11 protein-coding genes are annotated in these 13,760 nt (G+C 72.0%); 5 read left to right on the top strand and 6 right to left on the bottom strand.

Features of this window, described 5'->3' with window-relative positions:
* Window positions 1-122 precede the first annotated feature (122 nt).
* From egtD to rpmB, 5 genes are all read right to left on the bottom strand, one after another.
* Window positions 123-1,094 (bottom strand): L-histidine N(alpha)-methyltransferase, encoded by a 972-nt coding sequence (gene egtD / locus ABIA35_RS08570; protein ID WP_370337704.1) that lies wholly within the window; start codon window positions 1,092-1,094, stop codon window positions 123-125.
* Window positions 1,091-1,819 (bottom strand): ergothioneine biosynthesis protein EgtC, encoded by a 729-nt coding sequence (egtC, locus tag ABIA35_RS08575; protein WP_370337706.1) that lies wholly within the window; start codon window positions 1,817-1,819, stop codon window positions 1,091-1,093. The genes egtD and egtC overlap by 4 nt, the downstream gene beginning before the upstream one ends.
* The gene (gene egtB, locus ABIA35_RS08580; RefSeq protein WP_370337708.1) at window positions 1,819-3,174 is read right to left on the bottom strand and encodes an ergothioneine biosynthesis protein EgtB; all 1,356 of its coding nucleotides are present in this window, start codon (window positions 3,172-3,174) and stop codon (window positions 1,819-1,821) included. Before egtB ends, egtC begins: the two co-directional genes overlap by 1 nt.
* Window positions 3,171-4,262: a glutamate-cysteine ligase family protein gene (locus ABIA35_RS08585; protein WP_370337710.1), complete on the bottom strand. Its 1,092-nt coding sequence runs from the start codon at window positions 4,260-4,262 to the stop codon at window positions 3,171-3,173. The genes egtB and ABIA35_RS08585 overlap by 4 nt, the downstream gene beginning before the upstream one ends.
* Window positions 4,263-4,428: 166 nt before the next feature.
* Window positions 4,429-4,614 (bottom strand): 50S ribosomal protein L28, encoded by a 186-nt coding sequence (gene rpmB, locus ABIA35_RS08590; RefSeq protein ID WP_194909835.1) that lies wholly within the window; start codon window positions 4,612-4,614, stop codon window positions 4,429-4,431.
* 228 nt (window positions 4,615-4,842) lie between these two features.
* Here rpmB and ABIA35_RS08595 point away from each other — a divergent pair, with 228 nt between their 5' ends.
* From ABIA35_RS08595 to ABIA35_RS08615, 5 genes are all read left to right on the top strand, one after another.
* A complete protein-coding gene (locus ABIA35_RS08595; RefSeq protein ID WP_370357529.1) occupies window positions 4,843-6,684 on the top strand; it encodes a DAK2 domain-containing protein in 1,842 nt (613 codons plus the stop codon).
* A gap of 73 nt (window positions 6,685-6,757) precedes the next feature.
* Window positions 6,758-8,989 (top strand): ATP-dependent DNA helicase RecG, encoded by a 2,232-nt coding sequence (gene recG / locus ABIA35_RS08600; RefSeq protein ID WP_370357530.1) that lies wholly within the window; start codon window positions 6,758-6,760, stop codon window positions 8,987-8,989.
* 34 nt (window positions 8,990-9,023) lie between these two features.
* Window positions 9,024-9,632 (top strand): 16S rRNA (guanine(966)-N(2))-methyltransferase RsmD, encoded by a 609-nt coding sequence (gene rsmD / locus ABIA35_RS08605; RefSeq protein WP_370357531.1) that lies wholly within the window; start codon window positions 9,024-9,026, stop codon window positions 9,630-9,632.
* 17 nt (window positions 9,633-9,649) lie between these two features.
* Complete coding sequence (gene coaD / locus ABIA35_RS08610; protein WP_370338452.1) at window positions 9,650-10,147, top strand: pantetheine-phosphate adenylyltransferase; 498 nt, start codon at window positions 9,650-9,652, stop codon at window positions 10,145-10,147.
* Window positions 10,148-10,243: 96 nt separating this feature from the next.
* A complete protein-coding gene (locus ABIA35_RS08615) occupies window positions 10,244-11,458 on the top strand; it encodes a hypothetical protein (RefSeq protein ID WP_370337719.1) in 1,215 nt (404 codons plus the stop codon).
* Between the two features lie 93 nt (window positions 11,459-11,551).
* Here the strand turns inward: ABIA35_RS08615 and ABIA35_RS08620 are convergent, their stop codons facing one another.
* Window positions 11,552-13,567 (bottom strand): hypothetical protein, encoded by a 2,016-nt coding sequence (locus ABIA35_RS08620; RefSeq protein ID WP_370357532.1) that lies wholly within the window; start codon window positions 13,565-13,567, stop codon window positions 11,552-11,554.
* Between the last annotated feature and the right edge of the window lie 193 nt (window positions 13,568-13,760).

The following is a 13,760-nucleotide window of genomic DNA, read 5'->3' on the forward strand; positions in this document are numbered from 1 at the left end:
CCGCGCCGTCGCACCCGCGGCGCAATCGCGACGCAAGGCGTGCCGCATAGCGTGTGGCCGTCCGGAGGGACGGGAACTGCCTACTCGTTCCTCCGGACGACCTTCCACCAGCTACCGGGCTGCTATACGGCTTCCGCCAGCGAAAGCCCGAACCGCCCCGCCGAGTCCGTCCACCAGTGCCGCACCGCGAACCCGGCCGCGCCGAGTTCCCGGGCCACACCCTCGGGCCGGAACTTCGCCGAGATCTCAGTCCGCAGCTCCTCGCCGCGCTCGAACGACACCCCCAGATCCAGGTCCTTCAGCCGGACCGACAGCTCGCGCCGGGCCCGCAGCCGCATCTCGATCCACTCCGCGGCCGGATCCCACAGCGCCACGTGGTCGAAGTCGTCCGGATCGAAATCGGCGTCCAGCTCCCGGTCCACCACGCGCAGCACGTTCTTGTTGAACTCCGCCGTCACCCCGGCCGCGTCGTCGTACGCCGCGACCAGCGTCTCAGGGTCCTTCACCAAGTCCGTGCCGAGCAGCAGCCACTCCCCGGGGCGCAGCCCGGCGCGCAGCCGCGCCAGGAAGACCGAGCGCTCCTCGGGCAGCAGGTTGCCGATCGTCCCGCCGAGGAAGACCACCAGCCGGGGCCCGGCCGACTCCGGGATCGCCAGTCGCTCCTCGAAGTCGGTGACGACCGCGTGGATCGTCAACTCCGGATAGCGCCGCTGCAATTGCTCGCCCGAGGCCAGCAGCGCCGCCTCGCTGACGTCGATCGGGTCGTAGCGGCGCAGTGTCCCGGCGTCGCGGAGGGCGTCGAGCAGCAGCGTCGTCTTGGTCGAGGACCCCGAGCCGAGTTCGGCCAGCGTCTCGGCCCGCGTCACCGAGGCGATCTCGGCCGCGCGGTCGGTCAGGATCTCCCGCTCGGCGCGCGTCGGGTAGTACTCCGGAAGGCGGGTGATCTCCTCGAACAACTCGCTGCCGCGCGCGTCGTAGAACCACTTGGGCGGCAGCCACTTCGGCTCCGCGGTCAGGCCCTTGAGGACGTCGTCCCGCAGCGCCGCCGCGAAGAAGTCCTCCGGAAGCCGGCGCTCGATCTCTATACCTGTCATCGTCCCTCCACCAATCCGTGCGCACTCCACATGTGGACCCCCTCCGCGACGTCGGCCCAATCGGCCGAGTCGTCGTCGGGCTCCGAGGCGACGACCGTGAGGCCGCCGCCGGTCCGCGCGCTGAGCGAGTCGCCGAAGACCGAGGCGACGATTGTCGTGTCGTTCATGAGCAGCAGGTTGAGCCGGGACTCGGCGACCGCCGCCACGTCGGCGACGACCGAGGCGACCGCCTCGTCCATCGCCGCGCCGTCGCGCGCCCGGGACCGGATCAGGGCCCAGACGAACGCCGAGTCGGTCCGTGACTCCAGCTCCAGCAGGTCCACCGCCGGCAGCGTCCCGGCCAGCTTGGCGACCGATCCCGGATAACCGCCGACCGATCCGTTGTGGCTGAACAGCCAGCCCTCGCCGGTGTAGGGGGCCGCGGCCTCGGCGCCGGTGGCCGTGCCCGTCGTGGCGTCGCGCACGGCGGCCAGCACCGCACCGCTGCGCGTCACCCGCGCGATGTCGGGGAACGAGGGGTCGGCCCAGATCGGGCCGGCCTGCCGGTACCGCGCCGGCACCGGGTCCGGGTCGGCGAACCAGCCGACGCCGAAACCGTCCGCGTTCACCACGCCGTGCGTCTGCCGCGACGGTTCCCAGCTCTGCCGGAACAGGGAGTGCGGCGGGTCGATCAGCAGCTCCCGCAAGGATCTGCGCGGGCCCAGATAGGCCAGGTGCCGGCACATCAGAGGGCTCCCCCTGATTCCAGGGCTCCATCGCGGGCCGTCCGGAACCCGGAGAAGATCTGCCGCCGGATCGGGTAGTCCCAGTTCCGGAAGGTGCCCCGGCAGGCCACCGGGTCGACGGCGAACGAACCGCCGCGCAGCACCTTGTAGTCCGGGCCGAAGAAGACCTCCGAGTACTCCCGGTACGGCCACGCGGCGAACCCGGGATAGGGCAGGAAGTCCGACGACACCCACTCCCAGACGTCGCCGATCAGCTGCCGCGCCCCGGACGGCGCCTCGCCCTCCGGATAGGAGCCCGCGGCAGAGGGCTGCAGGTAGGCCTGACCGAGATTCGCGTGCTGCGGCAGGGGATCCTCGTCACCCCACGGGTACCGGCGCGAGCGGCCGCTGATCGGGTCGTGGCGCGCGGCCTTCTCCCACTCGGCCTCGGTCGGCAGCCGCCGGCCCTTCCACGCCGCGTAGGCCTCGGCCTCGTAGTAGGTGACATGGACCACCGGCTCCTCGGCCGGCACCGGCTCCACCACACCGAAGCGCCGCCGCAACCACTGCTCGCCCTCGCGGGTCCAGTAGAGCGGGGCGAACAGGCCGGCCGACTGCCGGTGTGCCCAGCCGGCCTCGGACCACCAGCGCGGGTCGTCGTAGCCGCCGTCGGCGATGAACTCCAGGTACGCGCCGTTGGTGACCGGGGTGGTGTCGAGCCAGAACCCGGCGACGTCGACCTCGTGCGCCGGGCGCTCGTTGTCCAGGGCCCAGGCCTCGGTCGAGGTGCCCATGGTGAACGGGCCTCCGGGGACGAACACCTCGGCCGGCAGCGCGAGCGCGTCGGCCGGCGGGGCCGGCGGCGCTGAGCGGTGCAGGACCGGCTCGCCGGCCCGGATCTGGTGGGTGATCAGCATGGTCTCGTCGTGCTGCTGCTCGTGCTGGGCGATCATGCCGAAGGCGAAGCCGCCGCGGCTGAGCTCCTCGTCTCCCCAGCGGGGCTGCTCCAGCAGGTCCATCACCCGGCCGCGGACTTCGTGGACGTAGCGTCTGGCCTCGTCGGGCGGCAGCAGCGGCAGGGTCGGGCGCTCGGCGCGCGGGTGCTCGAAGGCGTCGTACAGCGGGTCGATCTCCGGGTGCATGGGCTCGCGGCCGCCGAGGTTGCGCAGCAGCCACAGCTCCTCCTGGTTGCCGATGTGCGCCAGGTCCCAGACCAGGGGCGACATCAGCGGGGAGTGCTGGCGGATGAGATCGGGGTCCTCGACCGGGCCGGTCAGGCCGTGCGTGCGTTCCCGGGCGCGCTCCAGGCTGCGGGCGATGCGCTCGGCCAGGCCGGCCGCGCCGGCCGACGCGGTGTCGTCTACGGGCACTGTCATGGGAGGTCCTCCTCGGCGTAGCGCGCGACCTCGGCTATGAGCGACGACGGCACGTCCATCCGCCCCAGGGCGGACAGGGCGGCGTCGAAGCAGGCCGCGGCGGCTTTCCGGATCGGTGTCAGTTCGAGGGCGGCCCAGGCGTCGTCGGCGGCCTGGGCGTCGTGGAACAGGGCGGTGACGACCGCGGTCGGCACCCGCCACAGATCGCCGGGCAGCGCGTCGAGCACCCGTAACTCCAGGTGCCCCTGCGGCCGTACCGGCGGGAAGAGGGTGGACAGGTGATAGGCGAGGTCGTCCAGGGTCGGTGGGCGGTCCTCGCCGGGATCCAGCTCGCCGGTCTTGATCCACTCGCGGAAGGTGAGTCCCGGCGGCGCGGTCCAGGGGGCGCCTTCGGGGCGCCGGACGCACAACAGGTTCGCGTCCAGGGCGTACTGCGCGTACGCCAGACGCGGGTCGGGGGAGTCCAGGGGAGGGGCGCCGGTGCGCCCGGGGTCGATCGCGGCCCACACCGCCGGCCTGTCGGTCCGGCAGAAGGCGTAGGTGAGGACCGGGGTGAGCTGGTGCGCCAGCCGCCAGCGGCGGCGGTAACCGTCCGGACCGTCGTGCTCGGTGCCGGCGTCCAGGTTCACCTGGATCGAGGCGGTGGAGCACATCATGACGCGGCCGGAGCCGTTGTCGCGGTCGAAGTAGTGCTCCATCGCGACGTAGCGGGGATGGTCGACGAGCCGACTCGGGGGGTGGCCGTGCTCGCGGCCCATGCCGACGAGCGCTAAGCCTGCCTCCGCAGCCGATCGCCGGAGGAGTTCCAGATCACGGTCCGCGGTGGCGATCAGATCACGGACCGAGTCGGCGGGGGAGGAGCTGAGCTCCCACTGGCCGCCGGGTTCCATCGTCAGGGTGCCGGACAACGGCAGGTCCGCCGCGTCCGCGAAGGCACGCATGAGGCGTTCACGCTCCGGCAAATGCTCCGGATGGCGTGCGTCCCGGGGGAACCATTCCAGTTCCACGCCGACCCGGCTCGGCGGGCCGGTCTTGAAGCAGATGCCCGAGATGTAGTCCAGGGCACCCTCCACCGTGAGAAGGGTCATGCGTTCCATCGTGACATGCCGTACTGACACAGTCGCGAGTCGGAGGCCTTACCGTTTGAAGAACACACAGAACCGCAGGTCGGCCCTCGAGGGGCTGACCTGCGGTTCGACAAGCTTCAGAGCATGCGGCTTTTTACCACCGCTTTGCCCGCCACTCAGCACACGCTCAGCGCGCGACCTTGCCCGCCTTGATGCAGGAGGTGCAGGCGTTGACGCGCTTCGGAGTCCCGTTCACGACCGCGCGGACGGTCTGGATGTTCGGGTTCCAGCGCCGCTTGGTGCGGCGGTGCGAGTGCGAGATGTTGTGGCCGAAGCCCGGCCCCTTGCCGCACACGTCGCAGTTGGCAGCCACTTCGATTCACCTCTACCGAGTCGTTGACGCTGCCGGTGGTCTTGATTTCCTGCGGCTGCGTGCTTGCGTGATCCCCGCCGTCATCGGCGGGCAGGTACTGATGGCCAGGGGGCTGGGCCCGTCCTGGCAACCTGGTCAGAGTAGCCGACGTGCGGGCCGTGACGCCAATCCGGTGCCCGGGCGGTGCGTGCGCCGGTTGCCACAGGCCGCAGCGGTACCCTGGCCGCCATGCCCCCCACCGCGCCCGGACCCGCCGCGCCGCCCCCGCGCCCGGCCGCGGCCCCGGTCGACGCCGGAGCGCTGCGCCGCTGGGCCGGAGCGGCCCTGACGGTCCTGGGACGGTACCGCGAGGAGATCGACGCGCTCAACGTCTTCCCCATCGCCGACTCCGACACCGGTACCAACATGTACCTCACCTTCGAGGCCGCGTGCCGCGCCCTGGACGACCGGATGGCCGCCCCGGGCCCCGCGCCCTCGGTCCCGGAGGCGCTCCAGGCGCTGGCCCACGGTGCCCTGTTGGGCGCGCGCGGGAACTCCGGGGTGATCCTCAGCCAGCTGCTGCGCGGCGCCGCGGGGGCCCGCTACACCGGCTCGGCGGTCGACGGCGCGGCCCTGGCGGCCGGCCTGGCCGCGGCGGCCGAGCTGGCCTACGAGGCGGTCGCCCGGCCGGCCGCCGGGACCATCCTGTCGGTGGCCTCAGCGGCGGCCGAGGCGGCGTCGGCGGCCGCGGCGGCGATCGGGGAGCTGGCGGCGCGGACCGAGGCTCCGGCCGACGGGCAGGCCGGGCAGGCGAGCCAGGCAGGGCAGGCGGGCCAGGTGCTGCCGGTACAGCCCGTGCCGCCGGTGCCGAACCCGCTCACCGCGAACGACTCCCTGGCCTACGTCGCGCAGGCCACCGCGGCCGGCGCCCGCGAGGCGCTGGGCCGCACCCCCGAGCAGCTCGACGTGCTGCGCCAGGCCGGCGTGGTGGACGCCGGTGGGCTCGGGCTGGTGGTGATCCTGGACACGCTGGCGGCCTACACCGGCGGCCTGGACCCGCGCGGCGCCCTGCGCCAGCGGCGGCTGGCCGCCGTGCGGGCGCTGGAGCCGGTCCCGGCGCCGGCCCGCCCGGAGCCGGAGTTCGAGGTCATCTACCTGCTGGAAGCCGCCGACGAGGCGGTGGCGGGGCTCCGGCGGGCCCTGGACGACTTCTGCGAGCGCGGCGGCGGCGACAGCCTGGTGGTGGTCGGCGGCGACGGCCTGTGGCGGGTCCACGTGCACGTCGACGACGCCGGCTTCGCGCTGGAGGCCGGGATCGCCGCCGGGCGGCCGCGCGACATCCAGATCACCCACCTGGCCTCGCAGGTCGCCAAGCCGGCCGAGCCGCCGGCGCTCTCCGCCTCCGCCGCGCCGGGCTCCCGCGCGACCCGGGCCGTCGTGGCCGTGGCCTACGGCGAGGGCATCGCCGCGCTGCTGGAGGAGGCCGGGGCGCACGTGCTGCGCGTCGCGCCCGGCCGGGTGCCCAGCGCCGCCGACTTCGAGCGCGCCGTGGCCGCCACCCGGGCCTCCGAGGTGGTGCTGCTGCCCAACGACACCGAGACCACCGCGGTCGCCGCGGCCGTGGCCGAGCGGCTCTCCGCCGGGCAGCCGGCGATGCGGGTCGCCGCGGTGCCGGCGAAGGTGACCGTGCAGGGCATAGCGGCGCTGGCCGTGCACGAGCCGTCCCGGCGCTTCGACGCCGACGTGGTGGCGATGACCGCGGCGGCCGGGGCCACCCGGTACGGGGCCATCGAGGTGGCCTCCGCCGAGGCCTGGACGATGGCCGGGGTGTGCCGGCCCGGCCAGGTGCTGGGCCATGTCGAGAACGACGTCGCGCTGATCGAGGACGACCAGGCCGCCGCGGCCGAGGCCGTGCTGGAGCGCATGCTGTCGGCGGGCGGTGAGATGGTGACCCTGGTGATCGGGGACGGCACCGAGCCGGGCGTGCCCGAGGCCGTCACCGAGCGGGTGCGGATGCGGCACCCGGTGGTGGACGTGGTGGTGTACGACGGCGGGCAGACCGGCTACCCGCTCCTGATCGGTGTTGAATAAAAGCCGGCGTTGAATAAAAAAGCCAGCGTTGGGTGAGCAACGGTGTCGAGCGACCCCGGGAGGTGTCCGGGCCATGGGTATCCGCTTGGATGAGCCCCTGCACAAGGCGGTGGGCGACCGCACCGCCAAGGTGCTGCGTACCGGGCTCAGCCTGGACACGGTCGGCGACCTGCTGCGCCACTACCCGCGCAAGTACGTCAAGCGCGGCCAGCTGACCGAGCTGGCCGAGCTCGAGCCGGGTACCGAGGCCACGATCGTCGCGCAGGTGACCAAGGTCAGCCGGCGCTCGATGGCGGCCCGGCGCGGCCAGATGCTGACCGTCGAGGTGCGCGACAGCGCCGACACCGCGGTGGAGATCACCTTCTTCAACCCGAAGGCCGCGAACGCGCTCAAGCCCGGCATGCTCGGCATGTTCGCCGGCAAGGTCGGCGAGTACCACGGCAAGATCCAGCTGACGAACCCCGACTTCGCGAAACTGGACGCCGATGCCGAGGACAACGACGTCGACAACTGGGCCGGCGAGCTGATCCCGCTCTACCCGAGCACCGGCGGCCTGCCGTCCTGGAAGATCGCGCGCTGCGTCCGCATGGTCATGGACCAGCTCGACGCCGACATCGAGGACGACCCGCTGCCCCGCCCGGTCCGGGCCCGGCAGGGCCTGCTGACGCTGACCGAGGCGTTCCGCAGGATCCACCGCCCCGACGACTGGCCGGAGATCGCCACCGCCCGCAAGCGCCTGAAGTGGGACGAGGCGCTGCCGATGCAGGTCGTCCTGGCCCAGCGCCGGGAGGCGCTCAAGGCCCTGCCGGCCGTGCCCCGCCGCCGGGTCGAAGGCGGCCTGCTCGATGCCTTCGACGCGGCTTTGCCGTTTATTCTGACCGGCGGCCAGCGCCAGGTCGGCGCGGAGATCGAGCAGGACCTGGCCTCCGAGCACCCGATGCACCGGCTGCTGCAGGGCGACGTGGGATCGGGCAAGACGATGGTCGCGCTGCGCGCCATGCTCGCCGTGGTGGACGCCGGCGGCCAGGCGGTGATGCTGGCCCCGACCGAGGTCCTGGCGCAGCAGCACCACCGGTCCATCGTGCAGATGCTCGGCGCCGCCGCGGACGTGCCGCTGGATCTGTTCTCCGAAGCGGAGGCCCCGGCCTTCGACCCGTCGCGCAAGCGGGTGAAGGTCGCTCTGCTCACCGGATCGCAGAACGCGAAGGACCGCCGGGTCAACCTGCTGGACGCGGCCTCCGGCGCGGCCGGGATCGTGATCGGGACGCACGCGGTGATCCAGGACCACGTGCAGTTCGCCGACCTCGGTCTGGTGGTGATCGACGAGCAGCACCGCTTCGGCGTCGAGCAGCGCGACGCGCTGCGCGCCAAGGGCGAGGACCCGCCGCACGTGCTGGTCATGACCGCGACGCCGATCCCGCGCACGGTCGCCATGACGGTGTTCGGCGACCTGGAGACCTCGATCCTTTCCGAGCTCCCGGCCGGCCGCTCGCCCATCGCCACGCACGTGGTGGCCGCGCACGAGCACCCTTCGCACTTCACGCGGGTCTGGGAGCGGATCCGCGAGGAGGTCGCCGCGGGGCATCAGGCCTATGTGGTCTGCCCGCGCATCGGCGAGGCCGGCGAGGGCAATGCCGGTCAGGAAACCAGCGACGACGGCTCCGAGCTGGTCTCCGACCCCGGGCAGGCCCGGCCGCCGCTGGCCGTGGTCGAGGTCGCGGCCAAACTGGCCGAGGGCCCGCTGAAGGGCCTGCGCGTCGGGATGCTGCACGGCCGCATGGCGCCGGACGACAAGGACGCGGTGATGCGCGCGTACGCCGCGCACGAGCTGGACGTCCTGGTCGCCACGACGGTCATCGAGGTCGGCGTGAACGTCCCGAACTCCACGGTGATCGTGGTGATGGACGCGGACCGCTTCGGCGTGTCGCAGCTGCACCAGCTGCGCGGGCGGGTGGGCCGCGGGAAGTGGGCGGGGCTGTGCCTGCTGGTGACCGAGTCGCCCGACGGCTCCCCGGCCCGCGAACGGCTGGCCGCGGTGGCCTCCACGCTGGACGGCTTCGAGCTGTCGAAACTGGACCTCGCGATCCGCAAGGAGGGCGACGTCCTGGGCGCCACGCAGTCCGGCTACCGCAGCTCACTGCGGATGCTCAGCGTGATCGACGACGAGGACGTGATCCGCGCGGCCCGCGACGAGGCCACACCGCTGGTCGAGGCGGACCCGGAGCTGACGGCGTATCCGGCGCTCGCCCGGACAATTGCCGTCTTGCTGGACCCCGAGCGCGCGGAATACTTGGGCAAGACATGATCAGCGACCTCACCTCCCATCCGGGCCGCCACCGATGACCCGCGTCATCGCGGGCAGTGCGCGGGGCCGCCGCCTGGCCGTCCCGCCCGGCGACGGCACCCGCCCCACCGGCGACCGGGCCCGCGAAGGACTGTTCTCAGCCCTGGAATCCGAATTCGGCGGCATGTCCGGATTGTCAGTCCTCGATCTCTTCGCCGGCTCCGGCGCGCTGGGCCTGGAGGCTCTTTCGCGCGGCGCCGAGAACGTGCTGCTCGTCGAGGCGGATCGGCGTGTCACCCGGCTGATCGCGCAGAACATCGCGACGGTCGGCCTGCCCGGCGTGCGGGTCGCCGCCGACCGGGTCGAGCGCGCCGTGGCCGCCGAGCCCCCCGAGGAGGCGCCGTTCGACCTGGTCCTGCTCGATCCGCCCTACGCGGTGGCCGACGCCGACGTCGTGACCATCCTCACAGCGCTGGCGGTCGGCGGCTGGCTCGCCGAGGACGCCGTCGCGGTGCTCGAGCGCTCGGCGCGGGACGGGGATTTCCCCTGGCCGCAGGGCTATGAGCCGACGCGGACCAAGACTTACGGGGAGGCCCGGATGAACTTCGCTGTCTGGTACGTTCGCGGCGGCCCAACGACCGGTCCCCTCAATCCGCCGGAGTAACCATGGACGAGCCCCTCATCCGCCGTGTGGTCTGTCCCGGGTCCTTCGACCCGATCACCAACGGCCACCTGGACATCATCGGCCGCGCCTCGCAGCTGTTCGACGAGGTGATCGTCGCGGTGGGGGTGAACGCCGGCAAGGCCGGATCGCTGTTCACCATCGACGAGCGGATCGACCTGGTCAAGCAGGTCAGCGCCGAGTACGGGAACGTGCGGGCCGAGCCCTTCGAGGGCCTGCTGGTCGACTTCTGCGCGCGGCACGGGATCCGGGCGATCATGAAGGGGCTGCGGGCGGTGAGCGACTACGAGTACGAACTCCAGATGTCGCACATGAACCACCGGCTGTCCGGGGTCGAGACGTTGTTCGTGGCCTCCAACCCGCTGTACAGCTACCTGTCCTCCTCCCTGCTGAAGGAAGTCGCCTCGCTCGGCGGAGACGTCTCGGGCCTGGTCCCCGACCTGGTCCTTTCGTCTCTTACCGACCGACTGGCTGAACGGAAGAAGAAGTCCGCGTAGCCTTTGCCGCTAGGGGGCTCGCGCGCGAGACCCCGCGAAGACCGACCGTCGCCAAGAAGGGGCGGCCCCTCGGGCCGCTAGAGGAGCGAGTGAGAAGTGGCCACAAGCGACCGCCTGGAGCAGATGGTCGGAGACCTCGTGCAGATCGTCGAGACCGCCAAAGCGGTCCCGATGTCGGCCTCGTGCGTGATCAACCGCGCCGAGGTCCTGGAGATCCTGCACGAGCTCGCCGCCGGGGTGTCCGAGGAACTCGCCGATTCGCGGCGCCTGGTCGCCGAGCGCGACGAGGTGATAGCCCAGGCCCGGCGGGACGCCTCGGAGCACATCGAGGCGGCCCGGCGCGAGCGCGGCAGCATGCTCTCCGGGACCGAGATGGGCCGGGAGGCCGAGCGCATCCGCGGCGCCGCCCTGGAGGAGGCGCGCCGGATCCGCGAGGACGCCGACAACTACGTCGACGACAAGCTCGCCAACTTCGAGGTGGTGCTCACCAAGACGCTGCAGGCGGTGGGCCGGGGCCGGGCCAAGATGGTCGGCCGTGACCCGATGTCCGAGCTCGGCGAGCACATGGCCGAGCAGGACGCCGTCGAGGCGGCGACCCGGCCGGAGTACGACTTCGACGAGCGCGACGAGGTGCCCACCGGCGGCTACCCGCGCGAGACGTACAACACCGGCGAGTACCCGAAGTACACCGACGAGGGCTACGAGGCGCAGCAGAACGGCTATCAGCAGGAGCCGTCCTACCAGCCGCAGGAGCCCGCGTACCAGGAGCAGCAGCCGTCGTACCAGGACGCGGCCTATGCCGAGCCCGCGTACCAGGAGCCGGCCTATCAGGAGCCGGCGTACGCCGAGCCCGCCTACGCCCAGCAGGGCGCCGTCTACGGCCAGAGCGAGTACGGCCTGCCGGAGCCGGAGCTCTCGCACGAGTTCGCCGCGGCCGACATGAGCGGCGTCTTCCAGCGCCCGGACTTCTCGCAGGACTACCCGCCGCAGGAGTACCAGCACCAGCAGCAGCCGGCGCAGGTCGCGGTGGGCTACGGCTACGACACCGAGAACGGCTACGCCGCGAACTACAGCGACCCGGCCTCGGTCCCGTACCCGGTGCAGCCCTACGGCGCCCAGTACGAGCAACAGCAACAGCAACAGCAACAGCAGCCGGAGTACCACACCGGCGAGTACCAGGCGTACCCGCAGCACGAGCAGCAGTACGCCCAGCAGCCGTCGCACCAGCAGCACCCGGAGGCCTCCGGGTTCTTCGACACCGGGATGATCGACGTCCGGCAGTTCCGGGACGACCCGTACCAGCAGCACTGAGCCCCGGTACCGGCTCACACAGCAACGGCCGCGGCCCGCATCCCGAAGACACCGGATGCGGGCCGCGGCCGTTCGCGCTTCACAGCGCCGGACTCAGCTCCCCGCGAGCTGCCAGCCGCCGAACGGGCTGCCCGTCCCGGCCGCCGTCTGCCGGTTCGCGTGCAGCGCCCCGTCCAGCTCCATGGCCAGCACGACCAGCCGGCCGTCGGTGTCCACCGCCAGCGCCGGCGCGCCGACGATCACGTTCCCCAGGTCCGGCCAGGACCCGGAGAAGCCGGCGTTCGCCGCGCTCTGCGACGCCATGCTGACCCCGCCGCCGGCGTTGCGGATCGCGATGCTGATCCGGCCGTCGCCCGCGGTCGCGGTGGCGACGCTCTCCAGCATCGGCGGGCTGCCGCCGAGCAGCCCCGGGTTCTTCGTCCAGGTGCCGTCGCCCTGCGTCCACTGCGTCGCGACCGCCGGGTTGTTCGGGTCGGCGTAGAAGATCTCCGGCCGGCCGTCCGCGTTGAGGGCGAAGGAGACCTGGGTCTTCCCGGTCGCCGCGGGGGTCAGCGGTGAGGAGTCCATCGCCCAGCGCTTGGCCGCGTTCTGCTTCCAGTGCAGGATGCCCTGGCCCGACGGGGCGAACAGCTCGCCGGTGCCGCTGCCGCCCAGGCCCACCGACAGGTCGTCGCGGACCTGGTAGCCGCCGAGGTCGGCCCACGTGCTGGGCCAGCTGCCGCCGGGATTCAGGGTCTTGCCGCTGACCCCGGTGCCGAGGTTGCGGACGAACACGGTCACGTTCCCGTTCTGCTCGGTGAACGCGGCCGGATCGCCCACCAGCGTCGGGTTGTCGGAGTTGGGGTTGCCCAGCGACTTCCAGGCCCCCCAGACGCCCGGAGCGGTCTGCACGTCCGTCATGACCGAGTAGTCCGACAGCCGCGTGGTGAACACCCGCAGCAGCCCCGAGGCGTCGACCGTCACCGACAGCCTCGGGGTCATCCCGCCGCTGCCGGCGATCGGCGTGGGGCCGGTCCAGGCCCCGCCCGGCGAGCTCTCGGTCCAGGTCTGGATCTGGCTGTTGAGGATGGCGAAGGCGGTGAGCTTCCCGGTGCCGGCCACCGCCGTCCACACGTTCCCGTTCGGCCACCGCGAGTACTGGCGGCTGTAGAAGGGCGTGTAGAACGTGTTGTTCGGATCCGGCGAGGTGTCGTACAAGCCGTGATACACACCCGGGATGTCGCCGCGGTTCGGCCCGAGGTAGCTCAGGAAGTCGCCCTTCTTCACCGCGCTGTCGCCGCTGTTGAGGGTGGAGCCCTCGTTGCTGATGTTGTAGTCGCGGTAGGGGCGCAGCAGGACGTGGCCGCCGTTGTTCGGGCCGTGGTAGTTCGCCACCGAGTCCAGGGTGAAGCCGCCGGCGCCGAGGTGGTCGGTGTTCCCCGGGTCGCTGTCGAACCGGTGTGGGTCCATGCCGTACACGACGGTCGCGTTGTAGTGCGCGTAGAGCGCCGTCAGCGAGGCCGTCAGCTGCGACTTGGTGTACGTCTGGTTCGCGTACGCCTGCTCGCAGTCCGAGCCGCCGTCGGCCGCCAGGGTGCCCATGGTGGCCTCGTGCCAGCCGGTGACCTGGCCGGAGTTGTAGATCTGCTCCAGGATCCCCTGCTTGTTCACGCCGCTGACGTAGTTGGCGTCACCGGCGTCGTGCAGCTTGAAGAACACCAGCTTCACCCGGGGCGCCTGGTCGAGGGTGTCCTCCTCGACGACCTTGCCGGCGAAGGTGATCGGGGTCCGGGTCCAGGTGGGGTTCTTCACGCCGGCGATCTCGGCGGCGGCGGCGCGGGCGCCCTCGTCGCGGCTCTCGCCGTACAGGCAGGTGCTCGAGAACGGCTTGCCCGGCCCCACTTCCGTGGTGGCCGCGCCCGCGGTGAGGAACACCGTGACGAGCGGGTAGTCGTAGACCTTGCGCAGGTCCGGGTTGAAGAACAGGAACGTGTCGTCGGCGTGCGCGACGACTTGGACGACGTTCGGGGTGGCGGCGAAGGTGTCGGCGTGGGCCGGTCCCGGCGGCACGCCGAACAAGGCTGTCGCGACCGCCAGCACGGCGGCGCGGATTCTGAGGTGGCGACGCATCAAGAAGATCCGTGGGGGTGAGTTCCGACGGCTCTAGGCCGATTCGCGCCTATGCGTACTCTCCTGGCGCGTTTCAGCACTATTCGACACGCCGCCCCGGCGCCAGTACTTCGCAAAGCACTCATACGGCGCAAAGGGACTTGTCGCCGGGGCGCCTGGAGTAGTCAAGTAGGCGACGACAGTGCTTGATCCA

The organism is Catenulispora sp. MAP12-49 (genome assembly GCF_041262705.1).
In the GTDB taxonomy this organism is placed as follows: domain Bacteria; phylum Actinomycetota; class Actinomycetes; order Streptomycetales; family Catenulisporaceae; genus Catenulispora.